Annotated in this window: 16 protein-coding genes and 1 pseudogene; 12 read left to right on the plus strand and 5 right to left on the minus strand. The window is 62.1% G+C overall.

Annotation, left to right across the window (positions count from 1 at the left end):
- Nucleotides 1-420 precede the first annotated feature (420 nt).
- The 6 genes and pseudogenes from selD (at nt 421) to KY459_13540 (ending at nt 6,341) form a co-directional block, all read left to right on the plus strand.
- A pseudogene (gene selD, locus KY459_13515) lies at nt 421-1,437 on the plus strand (selenide, water dikinase SelD).
- A gap of 22 nt (nt 1,438-1,459) precedes the next feature.
- Entirely contained in the window at nt 1,460-1,855 is a 396-nt protein-coding gene (locus KY459_13520) for a DUF2007 domain-containing protein (GenBank protein ID MBW3565733.1), read from the plus strand.
- Complete coding sequence (locus KY459_13525; GenBank protein ID MBW3565734.1) at nt 1,852-2,019, plus strand: hypothetical protein; 168 nt, start codon at nt 1,852-1,854, stop codon at nt 2,017-2,019. The genes KY459_13520 and KY459_13525 overlap by 4 nt, the downstream gene beginning before the upstream one ends.
- 46 nt (nt 2,020-2,065) lie before the next feature.
- Nucleotides 2,066-4,324 carry a hypothetical protein gene (locus tag KY459_13530; GenBank protein MBW3565735.1) on the plus strand — a complete coding sequence of 753 codons (2,259 nt, stop codon included), beginning with the start codon at nt 2,066-2,068 and terminating at the stop codon, nt 4,322-4,324.
- Nucleotides 4,325-4,371: 47 nt separating this feature from the next.
- Nucleotides 4,372-5,220 carry a phosphoribosylaminoimidazolesuccinocarboxamide synthase gene (locus KY459_13535; protein ID MBW3565736.1) on the plus strand — a complete coding sequence of 283 codons (849 nt, stop codon included), beginning with the start codon at nt 4,372-4,374 and terminating at the stop codon, nt 5,218-5,220.
- A 158-nt stretch (nt 5,221-5,378) separates the two neighbouring features.
- The gene (locus tag KY459_13540) at nt 5,379-6,341 is read left to right on the plus strand and encodes an aldo/keto reductase (GenBank protein MBW3565737.1); all 963 of its coding nucleotides are present in this window, start codon (nt 5,379-5,381) and stop codon (nt 6,339-6,341) included.
- Nucleotides 6,342-6,472: 131 nt separating this feature from the next.
- On the opposite strand, the gene KY459_13545 is transcribed toward KY459_13540, so the two are convergent.
- From KY459_13545 to KY459_13560, 4 genes are read right to left on the minus strand one after another with little or no spacing between them, the layout of a single operon-like run.
- Complete coding sequence (locus KY459_13545; GenBank protein MBW3565738.1) at nt 6,473-7,471, minus strand: oxidoreductase; 999 nt, start codon at nt 7,469-7,471, stop codon at nt 6,473-6,475.
- Nucleotides 7,472-7,516: 45 nt separating this feature from the next.
- Complete coding sequence (locus KY459_13550; protein ID MBW3565739.1) at nt 7,517-8,371, minus strand: class I SAM-dependent methyltransferase; 855 nt, start codon at nt 8,369-8,371, stop codon at nt 7,517-7,519.
- A gap of 10 nt (nt 8,372-8,381) precedes the next feature.
- Nucleotides 8,382-10,478 carry a S9 family peptidase gene (locus KY459_13555; protein ID MBW3565740.1) on the minus strand — a complete coding sequence of 699 codons (2,097 nt, stop codon included), beginning with the start codon at nt 10,476-10,478 and terminating at the stop codon, nt 8,382-8,384.
- Nucleotides 10,399-10,644 (minus strand): hypothetical protein, encoded by a 246-nt coding sequence (locus KY459_13560; protein MBW3565741.1) that lies wholly within the window; start codon nt 10,642-10,644, stop codon nt 10,399-10,401. The genes KY459_13555 and KY459_13560 overlap by 80 nt, the downstream gene beginning before the upstream one ends.
- Nucleotides 10,645-10,808: 164 nt before the next feature.
- Here KY459_13560 and KY459_13565 point away from each other — a divergent pair, with 164 nt between their 5' ends.
- Genes KY459_13565 through KY459_13585 form a run of 5 tightly spaced genes read left to right on the plus strand, consistent with a single transcriptional unit; the run spans nt 10,809 to nt 16,458 of the window.
- Nucleotides 10,809-12,443 carry a TolC family protein gene (locus KY459_13565; protein MBW3565742.1) on the plus strand — a complete coding sequence of 545 codons (1,635 nt, stop codon included), beginning with the start codon at nt 10,809-10,811 and terminating at the stop codon, nt 12,441-12,443.
- A gap of 24 nt (nt 12,444-12,467) precedes the next feature.
- Nucleotides 12,468-13,283: a YIP1 family protein gene (locus KY459_13570; protein MBW3565743.1), complete on the plus strand. Its 816-nt coding sequence runs from the start codon at nt 12,468-12,470 to the stop codon at nt 13,281-13,283.
- Complete coding sequence (locus KY459_13575) at nt 13,283-14,557, plus strand: efflux RND transporter periplasmic adaptor subunit (GenBank protein MBW3565744.1); 1,275 nt, start codon at nt 13,283-13,285, stop codon at nt 14,555-14,557. Before KY459_13570 ends, KY459_13575 begins: the two co-directional genes overlap by 1 nt.
- Nucleotides 14,558-14,571: 14 nt before the next feature.
- Nucleotides 14,572-15,231 carry an ABC transporter ATP-binding protein gene (locus KY459_13580; protein MBW3565745.1) on the plus strand — a complete coding sequence of 220 codons (660 nt, stop codon included), beginning with the start codon at nt 14,572-14,574 and terminating at the stop codon, nt 15,229-15,231.
- 3 nt (nt 15,232-15,234) lie between these two features.
- On the plus strand, nt 15,235-16,458 hold the full coding sequence (locus tag KY459_13585) for an ABC transporter permease (GenBank protein ID MBW3565746.1): 1,224 nt from the start codon (nt 15,235-15,237) through the stop codon (nt 16,456-16,458).
- 4 nt (nt 16,459-16,462) lie between these two features.
- Here KY459_13585 and KY459_13590 read toward each other — a convergent pair whose 3' ends face one another.
- On the minus strand, nt 16,463-17,476 hold the full coding sequence (locus KY459_13590) for an endonuclease/exonuclease/phosphatase family protein (protein ID MBW3565747.1): 1,014 nt from the start codon (nt 17,474-17,476) through the stop codon (nt 16,463-16,465).
- A gap of 80 nt (nt 17,477-17,556) precedes the next feature.
- Here KY459_13590 and KY459_13595 point away from each other — a divergent pair, with 80 nt between their 5' ends.
- Entirely contained in the window at nt 17,557-19,242 is a 1,686-nt protein-coding gene (locus KY459_13595) for a glycosyltransferase (GenBank protein ID MBW3565748.1), read from the plus strand.
- Nucleotides 19,243-19,377 lie beyond the last annotated feature (135 nt).

Raw genomic sequence — 19,377 nt, forward strand, 5'->3', positions numbered from 1 at the left:
CCTCGCGAGTTTCAACGCCTCGAAGAGCGCCGGTCGTTCTGTCGCCCGCTGAAGCGGGCTCTCAGAAGTTATGCGTTGGACGCAGAGTCCGAGAAAGGGGTCAGAATGCAGACGAGTAGGAGATCGTCGCAGGCTCGCTCAAATCGATGAAGCCGACAAAGCCGCCGAAGGCGGCGCCAGAACTTAGCCCCCGGCTTCAGCCGGGGGACAGAATGCGCTCGTGCTAAAAAATACCGAGCCCGCTTCAGCGGGCGACAGAAACGTCAGGCGAGCGTAAATCACACTTATCCTGAATCCTGATCCCTGATCCCTGATCCCTGATCCCTGACCCCTGCCCCGCTGCGATATGATCCGGCCATGAAGGCGAAGCTGCGGCGTCATCCGCCGCTGTCGTCGTTCGCCACATCCGGAGGGTGAGCCTGCAAGCTGGGTCAGGATGACCTGCGCACGGTTCTCGCCGGATTGTCCGGCCATGAACATCCTCAGGAAGCGCTGCTGATCGGATATCACAGCTCCGACGATGCGGCTGCCCTGGAGGTCGAGGGGAGCTTCGTCCTCGTGCAGACGGTGGATTTCTTCACGCCGATCGTCGACGACCCGGAAACGTTCGGCGCTATTGCAGCAGCAAACTCGATCTCGGACATCTACGCGATGGGAGCGACGCCGATTCTCGGTCTCGCAATCGCCGGGTTCCCCTCCGACGTGCTTCCGATCGAAGTGCTGCAGGCGATCTTCCGGGGTGGGATCAGGAAGGCCACGGAGGCGGGCTTTCCCGTCGCCGGTGGCCACACGATCATCGACGACGTTCCGAAATACGGGCTGGCCGTCACGGGGAGAGTCGCGAAGGACAAGCTCGTGCGCAACTCGACTGCGCGTCCCGGTGATGCGGTTTATCTCACCAAGCCCATCGGGACGGGCATTCTGATCGCCGCCCATCGCTCGATGAACACGCGCCTCCGCCGGCTCTTCTCGCGAACGCTTCCGGCGCTCGACGAGGTCGTGAGCTGGATGATGCTGCTGAACAGGAGATCCTCTCAGCTGATGACGCAGATCGGCGCCACCGCGGCGACGGACGTGACCGGCTACGGGCTGGTGGGACATCTGCGGGAGATGTGTCGTGGCGCCGGAATCGGTGTCGACGTCGACATGACGAAGGTCACGGCCATGGCTGGTGCGATCGAGCTCATCGAGGATGGTTATCTTCCCGAAGGTACGGCTCGCAACATGGCCGAATTCCGTTCGTCGGTCGAAAATGAAGCAACCGAGTTGGACTACACGCTCGCGTGCGATGCGCAGACCAATGGGGGCCTGCTGATCGCGGTGGCACCGGAGCAGGAACTGCACCTGGAAGGGGCGTTCGAGCGCGAGGGCCTTTACCTTGCAAAGATTGGACGTTTCAACGACCGGAAGGAAATCATCCGGTTGCACCGCGGCTGAGCCGACGGGAGGAGAAGAGCTGATGCCGATTTGCACGGTTTGTCGAAAAGAGTTCGAAGACGACAGTCTGAAGGTCTGCCCTGACGACGGCGGGGAGCTTGTCGAGGAACTGCCCTACCAGACGATTCAGGGTCCTGACGGAAATGTCTGGGTGGAGATCGCCAGCGTCGGGACCTCCGATGAAGCGAGGCTCATGCAGGGTTATCTCGATTCGGAAGGCATCCCGGCGGAGATCGAATCATTGAAGTTTGACGAGATGCCGGCGAACTTCGGACAGCTCGGCGATATCCGGATCTACGTCAATTCGGAGAACGAAAAACGCGCGCTCCAGCTGCTCCAGGACCGGGAGGATGAAGCCGACGATCTCAGGGAGGGCGAGCTCGAGACCGACGACGGCCCGGTTCGGATCGATGAGTGAGTGAGGGTAGCGACCGCCCGCAAGCGGTTCCGGAAGCCTCCTCCGGCGGTCACGAGGACGACTTTCCGCACGAGAGTCTGGTCCTGCCGGCCTGGGTTCCGCTGCTGACCGGGCTGATCCTGCTCGCTTTGCTGGCGGGCGCGATCTGGAAAGCGTTGAATTAACTTTCGACCGTTTCCCCACCCGACCCCGGTCCAATAGAATCCGGCGATGCCTCGCAGCCTCGTCTCGTATCTCGCCAGCCAGAAGCCGCGGTGGGATCCGATTCCCGAATCGGAGATGATGGCTGTGCTCGAGGAACGGTTCGAGGGAGGATGGCTGCTTCCGAGCCCCTACAAGATCTATTCGCTCGACGAGGAAGCTCCTCCCCAGCTCGGATTTCCGGTCTCGCGCAGCGGCGTATTCGCCGGTCTCGCGGAACAGCTCGACGAGTGGGTGGACGTCTGGATCGCCGAACGGAGCGGCGAGCGGGTGTCCGGATCGGCGAATCTTCTCGAAGCGTACGCGAATCGCGTCGGCTCGATTTGCGAGAATGCGCTGCTCTCCAACTTTCTGGCCGACTACCACGGGATCTTCTGGCTCGCTCACTCCATCGACGTTTCGGCGGTGTTCTCGTCCATGACCCGAAAACTTGCGCGAGCGAGAGGAACCCTCGGCTCGACCGTCGGGAGGCTGCAGAGCGTCCTTTTCACCGAATGGTGCTCGGCCGTCCGCTCGAGTCTGAAACAGGCCGGTGAAAAACTCGACGAGGTTCTCGGTGGTGAACAGCTTCGGGGAGTGGAGCTGTTCAATGTGCTCGCCGAGAATCAGCTGATCTTCACGACGCCGCGCCTCGAGCCGGATTTGAAGGGCGCGCGACTCCTGCTCGAGGGAGAGCGCGTGCGCAAGCCGGAGGCGGTCTTCGCGATGATGACCACTCTCGCCGAGCGGACCCGGAAACTGGCCGAGTCCGAGCCCGGTTTCGCCTGGTCGCTCGAAGCCCTCGGCTGGAAAGCCGCCGAGATCGGCGACTTTGCGATCCTCGACCGGCGGCTGAGGCGATTCGTCACAGGTCATCCCTCCTTCGGCAAAGCCCCCGATCGCGCGACGATGGCGACGCTCGAAAGGCTCGCCGATCGTCTCGTCTGCTTCGAGATTCTCGACCGGCTGCGCCGCGGCATCGTCTGGATGGAGGAAGCTCCCTCGGGAAAGATCCTCGCGGCCGGCGACGAAAACGAGTTCTTCTCCCGCTCGACGCGTCCCCTTCACTTCGAGCGAGCGGGGATCCTCGATCCCCTCGTCCATCGCTTCGGGATGGTCTACGACCTCACCGAATTCACACGAACTCTCGGGGAAATCGCCAAAGCGGGAGTTCGAAAAGAGATCCTTTCCTATCGCCAGATGTTTCTGTTTCAGAGGCGGCTCGATCGGATCACCACGGGGCACAGGCTCAACTTCGAGAAGTTTCTCGGCGACGGTGCGTTTTACACGACCCGGCGCGCTCTTCGTCTGATTCTCGCGGCGCTCGACCTGCAGAAGTTTTACGATCAGATGGCGGACCGCGGCTTCGTCTTCAATCGTGGGATCCGGATTGCGCTGAACTACGGCTACTACCGCCTTCTTCCGCTGAACGTAGGGACGGCAGAGCGCGAATCTCTGGTCGAGTTCTACGGACCCGGAATCGTCGAGCTGTCCCGGCTGACGACCGGGAAGGTCTCGCGCGACCTCGATGAACTGCATCAGTATCTGGTCAATCACGGTTACGATCCCGATGAGGTTCGTCGATTCTTCGCGCCGCTTGAAAAAGCGACCCGGGCTCCCGCGCGGCAGCCTCGTCGTCATTTTGCGCACATCGACGAGCACGGCCAGCTGATCAACGAGGGGATCACCGCAACCTTTTCGCTCATGGAACAGCTCGATGAGGAGCTCGTCTCCGGCGGATCCGGCATCATGGAGTTCGATATGGCGGGAGCGAGGTGGGCAGGATTCGAGAGTGCTGGTCGTGTGATCGGGCTGCGTCCTCTCGGCAGGCTCAATCTCAAAGGGCTATCGAGCGTGGACGTTCTCGAGGTTGCGGGATTCGGCCAGGACGAAATCTCGAATACCACTCCCCGAACCGATACGCTTGCGGCCTCGATTCGGGAGATGACACTTCCGGTCACGCCCGCGGCAATCGAACAGACCGAGGATCTCGCGATCTGTGCCTTCTCGACCTCCGATGACAGAATGGTCGTGATCGGGCGCGTCTCGGATTCTTCGGATTCGATTCTTCGTCCGGTCCGGCTGCCGGGTTCCCAGCTCGAGAGGCTGCTCGGGCTCGAATTTCCGCTCGGTCCCGAAGTGCTCGAATCGCGGCGAAGCTCGCTCGTACAACTCTACGCGAGCCTGTCGGATACCGACGAGAGATCGGATCTGCCGCTGGGACCGTTGCGCCTTCGCGAGGATTTCCACGCGTTCGTCCTCGGCTCTCCGGTCAGGGAGCTCCATTGAGCTCACGTGCTCCGAGCGCGCTCACGTCGACGTCGCTCCCGCTGCGAATGCTTCGGCGAGGAAAGGTTCGCGACGTCTATGACATCGGCGAGGATCTGCTGCTCATCGTCGCGACCGACAGGATCTCGGCATTCGACACGATTCTCGAGCCGGGGATTCCGGGGAAGGGAATCATCCTGACGCAGATGTCGAACTTCTGGTTCGAGCGCTTTTCCGATACGTGGGTCAACCATCTCGTCGAAACCGACTTCGAGCAATTTCCTCCCGAGCTTCGACGATTTCCCGAGCTGCGAGACCGGAGCGTCATCGCGAAGAAATGCGATGTGATTCCGGTCGAGTGCGTCGCGAGGGGTTACCTGATCGGCTCCGGCTGGAAGGACTACCAGGCCGAGGGCACGGTCTGCGGGATCGAATTGCCGAAGGGTCTTCGGATGGCGGATGCGCTTCCTGAGCCGATTTTCACACCGGCGACGAAGGCCGAGACCGGGCACGACGAGAACATCGATTTCGAAACGGTTGCAAATCTCGTCGGCGAGGAGACTGCGACGACGCTGCGCGACATGACGCTTTCGCTTTACTCGCGCGCGTCGAAGCTCGCGCTCGAGCGAGGCATCATCATCGCGGATACGAAGATCGAGGTCGGGCTGTTGGACGGCCGGCTCGTCTGGATCGACGAAGCGCTCACGCCCGATTCGTCACGCTTCTGGCCCCTCGAGAGCTATCGCCCCGGCGTGTCTCCCCCTTCATTCGACAAGCAATACGTCCGCGATTATCTCGAAACGACCGGCTGGGACAAAGTATCTCCCGCTCCGCCCCTCCCCGAAGACGTCGTTGCCGGAACCGCGGCCCGATATCGCGAGGCGTGGGAAAGGCTGACGAAGAGGTTGGAGGTTTGAGGTTGGAGGAGGGGGACAATGTGGACGATGTGGACGTCGTGGACGATGAAAGACGACAGAACCTCAGGACGTCGATCTCGTCATTCGCAAACCATCCCAGCTCCAACCTCAAACCTCCAACTTCCAACCTCCAACCTCTTCCATCATAAGATTCCCCGGTGAGACGAATCAGATTCGGGCGGACGGGGGAAGACGTTTCGGCCATCGGCCTCGGGACCTGGGCGTACAGCGGCGCCACGATGGCCGGAGGATCTCCGGTCGGATGGAGCGGTCACGACGACGATGCTGCCATCGCGGCGATCGTCACCGCGTTCGAGAACGGCATCACTCACTGGGACACCGCCGACGTCTACGGGAACGGGCGGGCAGAGCGCCTGATCGGCAGCGTGTGGGACCGCGTCTCGCGTGAGCAGGTCTTTCTTGCGACCAAAGTCGGCTGGGACACCGGCGGGGCCGATCACTTCTATGAGCCGGGTGTTGTCCGTCGCAAGCTCGACGAATCACTCGAGAACCTGAACGTCGACGTGATCGACCTCTACTACTTTCATCATTGTGACTTCGGAGAGGGCGATCACGCGCTCGACGGAGCTCTGGAGGTCGTCCTCGAGGCGAAAGAGGCGGGGAAGATTCGCTTCATCGGCCTTTCCGATTGGGATGCCTCGAAAATTGTCAGGCTGGTCGATCGGATCGATCCCGACGTCGTCCAGCCCTACCGCAACGTCGTCGACGATCAGTACGTCACCAGCGGGCTGCGCGAGATCGTCGAGGAGCGGGATCTCGGAGTCGCCTTCTTCTCCCCCCTCAAGCATGGACTCCTTCTCGGCAAATACGATTTGCCGGTGACGTTTCCCGACGGCGACTTCAGGAGCGGGATCGAGGACTTTCGACACGCTCCGACCCTCGAGCGGTACCGGATCGCGGCCGGTGAGATCGCAACGCGGTTCGAAAGGGAAGAGGCGGTTCTTCACGCCCTCACCGGTGCGCTCCTGGCGGACTCACCGACCGGAAGCGTTCTGCTGGGTCAGCGCAACGAGGCGCAGGCTCTGGCTGCATCGAAAGTGGGGGAGCCGCTTTCGAAGCCGGACGCCGCATGGGTTCGCCACGTCTATCGCGAGCGCTGAGGATATGAGGATATGAGGATATGAGGATGTGAGGATATGAGGATTTGGGCATGGGAGCATTTGAGGATTCGAGAGTCAGTCGTCGCTCGCCCGCCCGCCTGAGGTTCTTCGCGGCCGAGAATCGCCGAGGTCTACCGGTTCAACGCGACGACGACGCGACCGAGGGCATGGCCAGCGACGATGCCGCGGCATTCGCCGGGGACCTCTTCGAGCTCGACCGTGCGCGAATGGATGCGGCTCAGCACGTCCCGATCGCAGATGCTCGCGAGCCGTTTCCAGGCGACGCGCCGTCTCGGATTGGGACAGGTGTTCGAGTCGACACCGGCGAGTGTCACTCCTCGCAGAATGAAGGGGAGGACGGTGGTGCGGAGCTCCATCCCGGCGGCATTGCCGCAGGCGGCGATCGTGCCATGCGTTTCGGTCTGGGCGAGCAGTCTCGCGAGCGGCTCGCCTCCGACGGTGTCGACACCGGCGCTCCACTTCGCCTTTTCCAGCGGCTGCTCGCGGCCGCTCGTGAGATGTTCCCGTGGTTCGACGCTTGCGGCGCCGAGCTCGGTCAGGTAGGTGATGGCGGTCTTCTTGCCAGAGATTGCGGTGACTTCATATCCGAGTCTCGAGAGGATTGCGACGGCGAAACTGCCGACACCGCCGCTGGCGCCGGTGACGACGACATCCCGGGCGGTGCCTGGATTGAGCCCGTGCTCTTCGAGGGTCATCACGGCGAGCATCGCGGTATAGCCGGCGGTTCCGATGATCATCGCATCGAGAGGTGACAGACTCTCGGGTAACGGGAGGAGCCAGTCGCTGCGGACGCGGGCGCGCTCGGAGAATCCTCCCCAGTGCGACTCCCCGAGACCCCATCCCGTCTGAAGGACGCGATCTCCGTCGCGGAAGCGGGGAGAACTGCTCTGTGCGACCGTTCCGGCGAGATCGATTCCGGGTACGAACGGGAAGTCTCCACGAATCACCCGCCCCGCGCCGGTGACCGCCAGCCCATCCTTGTAGTTGATGCTCGAGTAAGCGACGTCGATCGTCACGTCTCCCTCGGGGAGCTGGTCGTCGTCGATTTTCACGACTCCGGCACTCATTCCTTCGGGTTCGGCGGGCTCGATCATGAGGGCTCGAAACATGAGCGGGATTCTATCGTCGAAATGACTTCATAAAAGATCCGGCAGTCATGTTCCTGAATGACCCTCCGGGGAGTGTGGCCGAGCTCGGAGCTGCGCCACGATTAGATCCTGATAGCTGACAGTGTCCGGCGTGCAGTCCCAGGCGCCGTCGCGGATCTCGAATCGAGCGAATCGGCCGCGTATCGTCGCTTCGAGAGTATCGCGATGCACGCCGATGGCGGATTCCGGTACCCGGTCATTGGTCGAACGATGGCTGTCGTCTAGCCGGTAGCGAAATTGGGGGGCGTTCGGGCAGGACTTCGCCTTCTCGATTCGGTCTTCCGTCAGCAGGTAGTGCGTCATGACCAGCCGGCCCCCCGGTCGAAGGACTCGTCGAATCTCGTCGAGACATGCGATGGCATCGTGCGGTCTGAGATGGGTGAAGAGGCTGAATGCGAGAACGACGTCGACCGATTCGTCGAGAACGGGAATCGAGAACGACTCAGAATTGCCAGTAGCGTCGGGATGGTAGTACGCATTCGGAACATCCAGGTGGAAGAAGTCGAATCGCGGATTGATGGCTCCGATCGAGCTGCGGCACCATCGGATGGCTTCCGAATCTACGTCGACACCGAGGTAGCTACCATCGGTGATGATCCGGGCGAGAGGGATCGTGGCCCGTCCCCAGCCGCATCCCCAGTCGACAACGTGGCTTCCTGAATCGACCTCGCCGAAACGCACCGCAAGATCGGCGAGCTTCCGGCCTACCGGCTCGAAATCTCCAGCTCCGACGATGGCTCTCTTTCGACGAGGAGGCAGTCCGTACTCGGGGCGCGCACGAAACAGGTCTGCCGCGTCAGAGAACCACGCTCTTCCGTAAAGCCGAAGCCATCGAATACGGTCGCGTATCCGGCTGATCATGCCGAACCTCTCACGCCAGACCGGCCTGATCGAGGAGGAACGCGTACATCAGCGCCGTTTCGCGATGACGCCTGAAGCGTCCCGTCGTGCCGCTGTGCCCCGCCTCCATGTTCGTGTGAAGGAGCACGTCGTTCTCGTCCGTCTTCAGATCTCGCAATCGAAGCACCCACTTGGTGGGCTCCCAGAACTGCACCTGCGAGTCGTGCAGGCCCGACATCACCAGCATTGCCGGATAGTCCTGCGGCCGGACGTTGTCGTACGGCGAGTAGGAGAGGATGTAGTCGAAGAAGGCTCGCTCGTTCGGATTTCCCCACTCGTCGTACTCGCCCGTGGTCAGCGGAATCGACGGATCGAGCATCGTCGTCACGACGTCGACGAACGGTACCGAAGCGACCGCTCCCTTCCAGAGATCAGGCCGCATGTTGACGACTGCACCGACCAGAAGCCCCCCGGCGCTGCCGCCGAAGGCGAACAGCCGCTCCGGATCGGCCCACCTCTCCGCGACGAGAAACTCGGCAACGTCGATGAAGTCGGTGAAGGTGTTCTTCTTCGAGAGCAGCTTTCCCGACTCATACCATTCGCGGCCGAGCTCTTGCCCTCCTCGTATGTGCGCGATCGCATAGACGAACCCGCGATCGACGAGGCTCAGCCGCGGCGAGGCGAAGTCGGGGTCCATCGAAAGCCCGTACGAGCCGTAGCCGTACAGAAGCAGCGGGTTCGTACCGTCCGGCTCGACCCCTTCACGGTAGAGGATCGAGACCGGAATCCGCGTGCCGTCGCGCGCGGTCGCCCAGAGCCTTTCGGTCGCGTAGCGGTTGCAGTCGAATCCGCCACCCACCTCGTCGCGTTTCAGCAGCGTCTTCGTCCGCGCGTTCATGTCCCACTCGTAGACCGACCATGGAGTCGTCATCGAGCTGTAGTTGAATCGCAGGTTTTCGGTGTCGAGCTCGGGATTCTCTCCGAGGAAGGCGACGTAGGCCGGCTCGTCGAGCTCGATCTCGTGATCCTGGTCGCCCTCCCAGCGGCGAACGCGAAGCCGCGTCAGCCCGGCGGTCCGCTCGGCGATCACCAGATGATCGCGGAAAACCTCGATGTCCTCGACGAGCGTCTCGTCGCGATGGGGGATCACTTCGACCCAGTTCTCCCGGCCGGGCGCCGCGACGGGTGCCTTCATCACCCGGAAGTTTCGCGCATCCCAGTTTGTGCGGATGTAGAAATGATCCCCGAAGTGCTCGACTGAATACTCGTGGCCGCGATCGCGCGGCTCGAGAATCCGGAGCGGTCCCGTCGGATTGCTCGCATCGAGATAGCGGTATTCGTCGGTCAGGGTCTGCGAAGAGCCGATGACGATGAAGCTTCGCGAGCGCGTCGTGAAGACGAAGGTCGAGAAGGTCTCGTCGGTCTCCTCGTACACGAGAAGGTCTTCTGCGGCGTCCGTACCGAGGGTGTGGCGGTAGATTCGATCCCACCGGAGCGTGTCGGGATTCTGCCGGCTGTAGAAGAGGGACCGGTTGTCGGTGGCCCACGCGATGTTGCCGGTGGTGGCGGGGATCACCTCGTCGAGAAATTCGCCGGTCTCGAGATTCCGGAAACGAATCTCGTAGAAGCGTCGGCCGACAGTGTCCACAGCGAAGGCGAGGGTGTCGTTCCCGGAGCTGACCGCGAGCGCTCCGACCGAATAGTACTCGTGGCCGGCAGCCAGCACGTTGACGTCGAGCATGACCTGTTCGGGCGCATCGGGCAAATCGAGGCGCCGGAGGTGGACCGGATACTCGCGTCCCGTTTCGAATCGGTGGTGGTACCAGTAGCCGTTGAGCCGCCAGGGTACTGACTGGTCCTGCTGGGGGATGCGCGCCACGATCTCGTCGAAGATCGTCTGCTGGAGATCCTCGGTGTGGCGGAGCTTTTCCTTCGTGTAGGCATTTTCCGCATGGAGGTGGGCGATGACGGCCGGATCGTCGCGATCGCGCAGCCAGTAGTAGTCATCCGCTCGGACGGAATCGTGTATTTCGAGCCGGTGAGAACGCTTATCGGGTCTCGGCGGGGCCGGGATTGGAAGTGTTTCGGTCGCTTGATTCAAACTCGGCGTCGTACCTTTCGGGTTCATCGATGTCGATACTCGTCACCGGCGGCGGCTCCGAGACTTCGGGGTTGATGATCGTCGTCTGGCCATCCACGGCCACCCGCATCCCCTCGGCATCCGTGGCGGTGATGCAACCGGTCAGGAGGACCAGCACCAACGCTGCACCCAATGTGGTTCCGAAACTCTTCATTCCCGTACTCCTTCCGTCTCTTCCGGAAAAGTCTACGCAACAACAGGGCCCGGGTTTCGTCGAAACCCGCTTCCAGAAGGTAGAATCACGCGCGTTCTCGACACCGAGACGAAACCTGAAGGCGGCTGCGTCGTATCAGGCGTTGACGAGGAGGTTATCACCCGATGAAGACGAGGATCATTGCGATCGCGCTGACGATGGTGTCGGCGGCGGCCGCCGGACAGGCCCAGGAGATACCGGAACCATCGGGGGAGGGCCCCGCGATCCAGCTTTCGCTCGACGAGGCAATCAGCCGGGCCGCCCGGGCGAATCTGGGAGTCCAGATCCAGGATTTCCAGTACATGGAAGCCCGGCAGCGACTGAAAGGATCGGAAGGTCCGTTCGACTGGTTCACGACTGCTCTGGTTCAGACGAGTACGGACGAAACGATTCCTCAGTCCGAATTCGACGCCTCCCTCGAAGAGCAGGATCTTTTGCGTCTCGGAGTGTCGCAACTGCTCCCGACGGGTGGAAGTTACAACGTGGGATTCACGACTGTCGAACGATCGACCAACAGCCGGTTCTCACGGTTCGATCCGGTCTTTTTCAGCGGGCTCGACTTCAACTTCACACAACCGCTGTTTCGTGATTTCGGGGTCGACGTCACGACGCGCAATATCCGCATCGCCCGGAACAACCTCGGCATCAGCCGCGAGGAGTTTCGGAGGGCGATGATCGAGACCGTTCTGAGCGTGGAGCAGGCTTACTACGATCTGATCTTCGCCAGACAGAATCTCGAAGTCCGGCGTCAGTCGCTCGGGCTCGCTCGTGACCAGGAGCGGATTACCCAGATCCGGATCGACGTCGGGGCCTCGGCTCCGCTCGACATCCTGCAGCCTAGGGTTGCCGTCGCCACCCGGCAGGAGGAGATCATCGTCGCCGAGGCCTCCGTTCGTGATGCCGAGGACCGGTTGCGGACCCTGATGAACCTGCCGGCCGACCAGTGGGCCAGCGAGATCATCCCCACCGAGGAGCTCGAAGTTCACGACGTCGATCTCGATACGGTCAGCGCAGTCGCTCTCGCCTGGGAGCTCAGGCCGGAGGTGCGGCAGTCCGAGCTGCAGACCGCGAGCAGCGAGATCGGATATCGATTCGCCCGGAATCAGGTATTGCCGCAGGTCGACCTTCAGATCGACTACGGACTCACCGGCGTGTCGGGTACCGAGCTCGAACGCGATCCCGTTACCGGAGAGGTCATCAACAGGCTTCCCGGCGGAGGGCTCGGAGATGCCGTGGACCAGGTACTCGGATTCGATCTTCCCGGGTGGACCGTGGGGGTGAACTTCGCGATGCCGGTCCGGAACATCGGAGCTCGGGCGGAAGCGCGACGGGCCGAGCTGGAAATGCGAAGACTCGCTCAGTCGGAGGAGCAGCTGCGGCAGGACATCGCGGTCGAGGTGAGACAGGCTCTTCGCGACATCGAGCGCTTCGAGAGGCAGATCGAGGCGGCGCGTGCGGCCCGGGAAGCGGCCGAGCAGAACGTCGATGCCGAAAGGAAGCGCTTCGACAACGGCATGACGACGAACTTCAACGTCCTCGAGGTCCAGCAGGAGCTCGCCGATGCGCGCAGTCGCGAGATCGCCGCGCAGGTGAACTTCCAGAAGGCAGTCTCGTTTTTCCATCGCTCCGTGGGTAATCTGCTCCAGTATCATGGGATCGAAGTCGATGAGCCCGAACTGGAAAAGGCACCGTTCTCGAGCTGGCAGCGGGTGAAGATGCTCAATTACGGATTCTGGTCAGACGACTTCCAGGACGAGTAAGATCCTGACCGCTGGAGGCACCCCATGAATTCGGATGACCCGAAAATCCGTGAGAACGAGTCCGTTTCTCGACCCGACGCCGATGCAGGTGGGGCGGTCGAGGACGATATTCAACCCCGCTCGACACCGGTGGCCGATGCGGCCCGCGTCGGAACGGTGCTGTACGAGCCGGAGGCGACGTTCGAGAGCGTCCGGCAGAAGCCCGACTGGCTGATTCCGCTGCTGCTGCTCATCGGTATCGCGCTGCTGTTCAACTTCCTCGTCCAGCCCAAAATCGACATGGGACCGTATTTCGAGGACCTGACCGACCGGATGGCCGATCGGATCGGGATGACGGAGGAGCAGCGGCGGGCGCAGCTGGACCAGATGCTGGAGCGCGCCAGCGGCGGACAGAACATATTGATCGTCCTCTTCTCCGTGCCGGCCGTTCTGGCGATCGTCAGTCTGATCCTCTGGGGCTCGATGAGAGCCGCAGGGGGGAGCACGTCGTTCATGCAGACCTTCTCGGTGACTCTCTACAGCTGGATGCCGCAGCTGATCAAATCGCTGGTCCTGATGGCTCTGATGATTCCGAGAAGCTCGGTCGACATGCGACTCATGGGGACGATCCTGAAATCGCATCCCGGCGCCTTCGTCGATCCGATCACCTCTCCGGTTCTCAGCTCCGCGCTCTCGTGGTTCGAGATCTTCAACATCTGGACGATCGTCCTGCTGGTGATCGGGCTGTCGGTCATCAACCGTTTCTCCAAAGCCAAAGTGGGAGTATTCGTCGTGCTGCTCTATCTCATCGCGGCGGCCATCGGAGTCGGGCTGGTCATCCTTCAGCAGAAATTCATGTGATGAGTGTTACTGCCCCTCCAGGAGAGTCCGGTCCGCGCAGGAAAAAACCGAAAGTCATCGCGGTCATCGGCGGGCTCGCACTGCTGGCCGTTATCGTGATCGCGAGCCTGATGGGCGATCGCGAGCATGGTGAGAAGGTCTACGCGACGACCGCCGAAACGGGTGAGATCGAATCGGTCGTCTCCGCGACGGGCGCCATCGACCCGAAGGTGAAGCTGAACATCAGCGCCCACGTCATCGGGAAGATCGAGAAGCTCTACTTCAACGAGGGGGACTGGGTCGAGAAGGGGCAGAAGCTGGTCGAGCTCGAGAGGGTCGCGATCGAGGCGGTTCGCGACCGCACCTCCGCCCAGCTCCGAAACGCGCAGATCGAGGTACGGCGGGCACAGGTCAACCTCGACCAGAGGAAGCTCGAGCTCGACAGGGCCCGGCAACTTCACAAGGAGGGTGTGCTCACCGAGGAGGCGTACGAGCGAGCGCGACTCGACTACGAGAATGCGGCAGCGGCGGTGGCTTCGGCGAATGAAGGGGTCCGGCAGGCGCAGGCCGCACTCGATTCAGCGCAGGACGACCTGAACCGGACCACGCTCGTCGCCCCCATCTCCGGCCGTGTCGTTTCGCTGAATGCACGGGAGGGAGAGGTCGTCGTCACGGGAACCATGAACAATCCCGGGTCGGTGATCGCCACGATCGCCGATCTCTCCGATATTCTCGTCGAGGCCCTCGTCTCCGAGACGGAAGTCGTCGAGGTCAGCCTCGGACAGCGCGCCCGCGTCGAGGTCGATGCGATTCGCGACCATACCTACGAAGGGCAGGTCGCCGAGATCGGAAGCTCGGCCGAAGCTTCCGCCGCCGCCGGCGCCGGACTCCGCTTCTTCAACGTCAAAGTGCTGCTGAACGAGCAGGACGACCGCCTCCGGCCGGGAATGACGGCAAACGTCGAGATCGTGACCAACAGCGTGAGCGGTTCGATCCGGATTCCGGTGCAGAGCGTGGTGGAACGAGGGCCCGCTGGGGAACCGATCGCCAGCGGATCGCCGACCGACGAGCGGATCTCGATGGTGCCCGTCGTCGTCGATGGCGTGATCGAGCTCAAAGAGGTCGAGACCGGAATCAGCGATGCCACTCACGTCCAGATCGTTTCGGGAATCGATCAGGGAGATCTGGTGGTGACCGGACCCTTCCGGACTCTGCGTACGCTCCGATCGGGTGATCGTGTCGTCGTGACTGCCGAGAGCTCCGACGAGGACGACGGCGAAAGCGAGGACGCGTGAGCGAGCTGATATCGATGCGGGGCGTTACGCGCGTCTATGATCTCGGGCCGCAGAAAATCTACGCGCTCAACGGCGTGGACGTCGAGATCGGGCACGGGGAGTATGTTGCGGTCATGGGACCATCCGGGTCGGGGAAATCGACGTTCATGAACCTCGTCGGCTGCCTCGATACCCCGACCGAGGGCTCCTATCATCTGGACGGAGTTCCGGTGCAGAGCATGACGGACGACCAGCTTGCGGAGATTCGCAACCGGAAGATCGGATTCGTGTTCCAGACCTTCAATCTCCTCTCGAGAACTTCGGCACTCGCGAATGTCGAGCTGCCCCTGATCTACTCCAAGGTCTCGAAAGCCGAGCGCCACGAGCGCGCGATGGAAGCACTTCGGCGGGTCGGGCTCGAGGATCGTGTCAATCATCAGCCGAACGAGCTTTCGGGGGGGCAACGCCAGCGTGTCGCCGTCGCACGCGCTCTGGTCAATAAGCCCTCGCTCCTGCTCGCCGACGAGCCGACCGGTAACCTCGACTCGAAGACCGGCCGGGAGATCCTCGATCTCTTCAGGGATCTCCACGAGGCCGGCAACTCGATCATCCTGGTCACGCACGAAGATGACGTCGCACAGGAAGCGAAACGCGTGATTCGAATCCGGGACGGGAAGGTCGAGAGCCAGGGCTGAGCCGTGTTCGGCGAGAATCTCAGAATCGCGCTGGTATCGCTCTGGGCGAACAAGCTCCGCTCATTCCTGACCACCCTCGGGATCATCATTGGCGTTGCCTCGGTGATCGCCGTCGTCTCACTGGTCCAGGGGATGGAGTACAACATCTCGAGCGAGCTGGAGGGTGTTGGCGCGACTTACATCCTCGTCGTCCCGGATGCCGGCGAGAACCGGAATGCGATGGGCCTGCGCCAGCCCGATCTCACCTACGAGGACGGGCTCGCCGTCGTGCGGGGCGCATCGGAGATCCGGGAGTTCACCCCGATTTTCTTCACCGGTGTCGAGCTCAAGCGTCGTGACGTCCGGCATCCGAGCCAGCTTCTCGGCGTCAGCGAGTCCTACCAGGACGTCGTGAATCACTGGGTCGAACGCGGACGGTTCTTTTCGATCATCGACGTGGAGGGCAACAAGCGGGTGGCTCTCATCGGCACTCAGGTCGCGGATAAGCTCGGGATCGCGGCCGATCCGATCGGTGAGACGATCCAGATCAGCGGAACCAATTTCACCGTGATCGGGCTCATGGAGGAGAAGGGGAGAACATTCGGACAGGATCAGGACGACATCGTTCTGATTCCCTTCACCACGGCGAGCTCGGTCTACGGGACCGAACGGATGAGGTCGATCCGGCTTGACTTCCAGGCCCGAAGCTCCGATCAGATCGATCTCGCGAAGGATCAGATACGAGGGATTCTGCGTGCGCGCCATCAGCTCGACGAGGACGACCCCGACGACTTCCGGATCATCCTCCAGGAAGAGATTCTCAAGACCGTCTCGAGCGTCCTGACCACGACTTCGGTCGTCATGGGGGCGGTCGTCGGTATCGCCCTCATCGTCGGGGGGATCGGCATCATGAACATCATGCTCGTCTCGGTCACCGAGCGAACTCGGGAGATCGGGATCCGGAAGGCCATCGGAGCGCGTCGCTCGGACGTCCTGATGCAGTTCCTGATCGAGGCGATCACGCTCTCCGGTATTGGCGGCGTCCTCGGAATCGCGGCGGGGATGCTCCTGGCCCGCGCCGTTCAGATATTCCTCGCAAACAAAATCGACTTTCCGGCGGTCCATACACCGATCTGGGCGATGGCGCTCGCCTTCGGCTTCTGTGCGGCTCTCGGGATCATCTTCGGCATCTATCCGGCCGCAAAGGCCTCGAAGCTCGACCCGATCGAGGCTCTCCGCTACGAGTGAAGCATCAGCGCAGATCGACCACGATCCGCTTGTGATCCGAGATTTGCGACGATTCGAGCCGGGTCCGGCACGGCTCGAGGCCTCGTATCCAGACGTGATCGAGCGCCATCACCGGCACCGGCACAGGCCAGGTCGAACGGTTCCCGGTACCGGCCACGTCGAAGGCATGCTCCAAGCCGGCATCTTCGAAGCGGTCGAACAGCACCGAGTCGCGCGGCAGATTGAAGTCACCCATGATCACGACCGGTTCATCCGGCGCTTTCGCCTCTGCGAGGAGTGAATCGATCACAGGCGCTCTCGACAGCAGAGGGTTCGCGTCGACGTCGGCGAGCAGCACCCGGACCACTCCTCGTGAAGTGGCGACGTGCACAGCGGCGAACTGCGTCTTTTCCGCGATCTCGTTCCACCCGATGAGGCGGATCGGGTGCTTAGCGGCGACGATCATCCCCTCCGGAAGCACGCGGATCTCCCATCCCGGGAGCAGATCCCTCCACGTCGCCCGGAAGGTTTCCCCGAGCCGCACCGCCTCGTTGTACGACCGCCGGCGGTTCGTCCCCACTTGCGTCGTACCCTCCACGATTCCGATGATGTCCGGTCTCGCCGCGAGGATCTCGGCGACGCGCGGCGTGATTTCCGTTGGCGATCCGGGACGTGCGACGTTCCAGAAGACGACTCTCAGGCTCTCTTCCGCCCCGCATTCAGGCAGGTCCGTTCTGATGAAATCCGACCGAAACCAGAGGACGGCGAACATCACCGAGGCGAGCCCGCACGCGATCCCGAGAGAAATGCGGTTCTGACCGATCCACCACGCCGCGAGAATCATCATCAGGAGTGCGAGCACCGGTCGGGGGAGCGCGTACCAGATCGTTCGGAAGAGCGGAAAACGGTCCAGCAGAAAGAAATGAGCGATGACGGCGAAGAACGCGACGAGAGTCACGAGCACGCTCGCCCGATAGACCCATCGTTCCGCGGCTCCGGCTAAACGGAGGAAACGATCGTGACCGGTTTCGGCTTTCACGGTCGTGGATTATCCCTTTTTGCGGACGAGCCGGCTTGCCATGGCAGGGAACTTGTTGAGCGAGAAACGCGGAGGTCCTCGTGATCTGTATTCTTCATGGCTATCTGCTCGAGGGATCGGGCAGCAATCTCTGGACGAGATCGGTCATCGAAGCGCTCGTTCGGCAGGGAAGGACCGTGCATCTCCTGGCGCAGGAGAACCACCCCGAGATCTATCCGTTCATCCGGAAGGCGATCCGCTATCGTCCCGACGGTTCGGTCGAGACGTTTCACGAAGCTCCCGCGGGCGAGGGGGGATGTGTCCTTCACAAGCCTGTGCTCGGCGACCTCCTCCCCGTGTATGTCCGCGATCGATACGAAGAATTCGACCGCGTGATTCCGCTCGTCGAGCTCGAGACATACGAGATCGAGAAGTACGTCGAAACGAATGTCGAGGTGCTGAGACGCGTCGTGCGCGAGCACAAAATCTCGGCAATGCATGCGAACCACGCTGTGATGATGTCCGTCGTGGCGGAACGGGTGAGCGGCGAGACCGGTGTTCCCTTCGCGATCATGCCGCACGGCTCGGGGCTCGAGTATGCCGTGAGACCCGATCCCCGAATGAAGCGCTACGCGGAAAGCGCGTTCGCGGCCGCCTCACGTGTCTTCGTCATCGGGGACGAGATGCAGGGGCGGGTTCTCGAGCTGCTCGGAAATGTCGAGGGGCTCGAGGAAAAACTCACCCGTCTGCCTCTCGGCGTCGATACGTCGAAATTCGAGCCGGTAGAGCCGTCGGAACGAAAGGCGTCGATTCGACGGCTCTACGAGGGACTTCAGACGGTTGTGCGGGGCCGGCCCGCCGACGCAGCGGAGAGGATGCGCCACGCGGTCGCTTCCGCGACGAGCGCCGAGGAGATCGCGCGGTCCGCGTCTGCGATCGCGACTTACGAGCTCAAGAAGCCCGACGAAGACATCGAGGCCCGGCTCGAGTCGATAGACTGGACAAGGGACGAAGTCGCCCTCTTCGTCGGACGGCTCATCGCGGCGAAGGGGCCGCAGAACGTGATCGCCGCACTCCCTTTCGTTTTTCGGGACCATCCCGGTTTGCGGCTCATCCTGATCGGTCACGGTCCGCTGCGCGAGCCGCTCGAAGCGATGGTCCTCGCGATGCATCAGGGGAGGCGCGACCTTTTCGGTTCGATCGTCGAGATGGGCCGGCGGTTCGAAGAGCATCCCGAAGGTTCCGGAGGCGATCTCACATTTCACGAGATCGCGTCATACCTGCGAAGCCTCGAGGAGGAGGGAAGGCTCGAGGAGTGGTGGGACGCGTGTCGCGAGCATCTCTTGCCCGAACGAATCATTTTTGGTGGCTATCTCACGCATGCCGAGCTCCGGTACCTCTTCGGATGCGCGGACGTAGCCATTTTCCCCTCGCTCGTGAAGGAAGCCGGACCGCTCGTTTTCCTCGAGGCGATGGCCTCGGGGATTTTCCCCCTCGGTACCTACTTCGGAGGGATGAAGGCGAGCATCGACGCGACCCGGGAGCTCATTGGCGACGATGGCTGGAAAAGGATGCAGATCGACCCGGAACCATCGCGCGTCGTCGGCTCGATCGCGTCCCAGCTTCCGCTCGCCCTCGAGTGCAGCCGCCACTACAGCCGCGATCTCCGCTCGATTGCCGTCGAGCACCACGACTGGCGGAACGTTGCCGAGACTCTTAGCGAGACGCTGGGAGAAGCAGGAATCAGGAAACAGGATTCAGGATCCAGGGGGTGTGAAGAAGAGTGAAGAGTGAAGAGGTGAATCGGATAATTTCCCCGTTCCACGACCCGCTGCTCCTGTCCTAAATCCTAAATCCTACAATCCTAGAATCCTGGCTCCTGCATCCTGGCTCCTGCATCCTGGCTCCTGCATCCTGGCTCC

It is taken from the genome of Acidobacteriota bacterium, from assembly GCA_019347945.1.
GTDB lineage: Bacteria > Acidobacteriota > Thermoanaerobaculia > Gp7-AA8 > JAHWKK01 > JAHWKK01.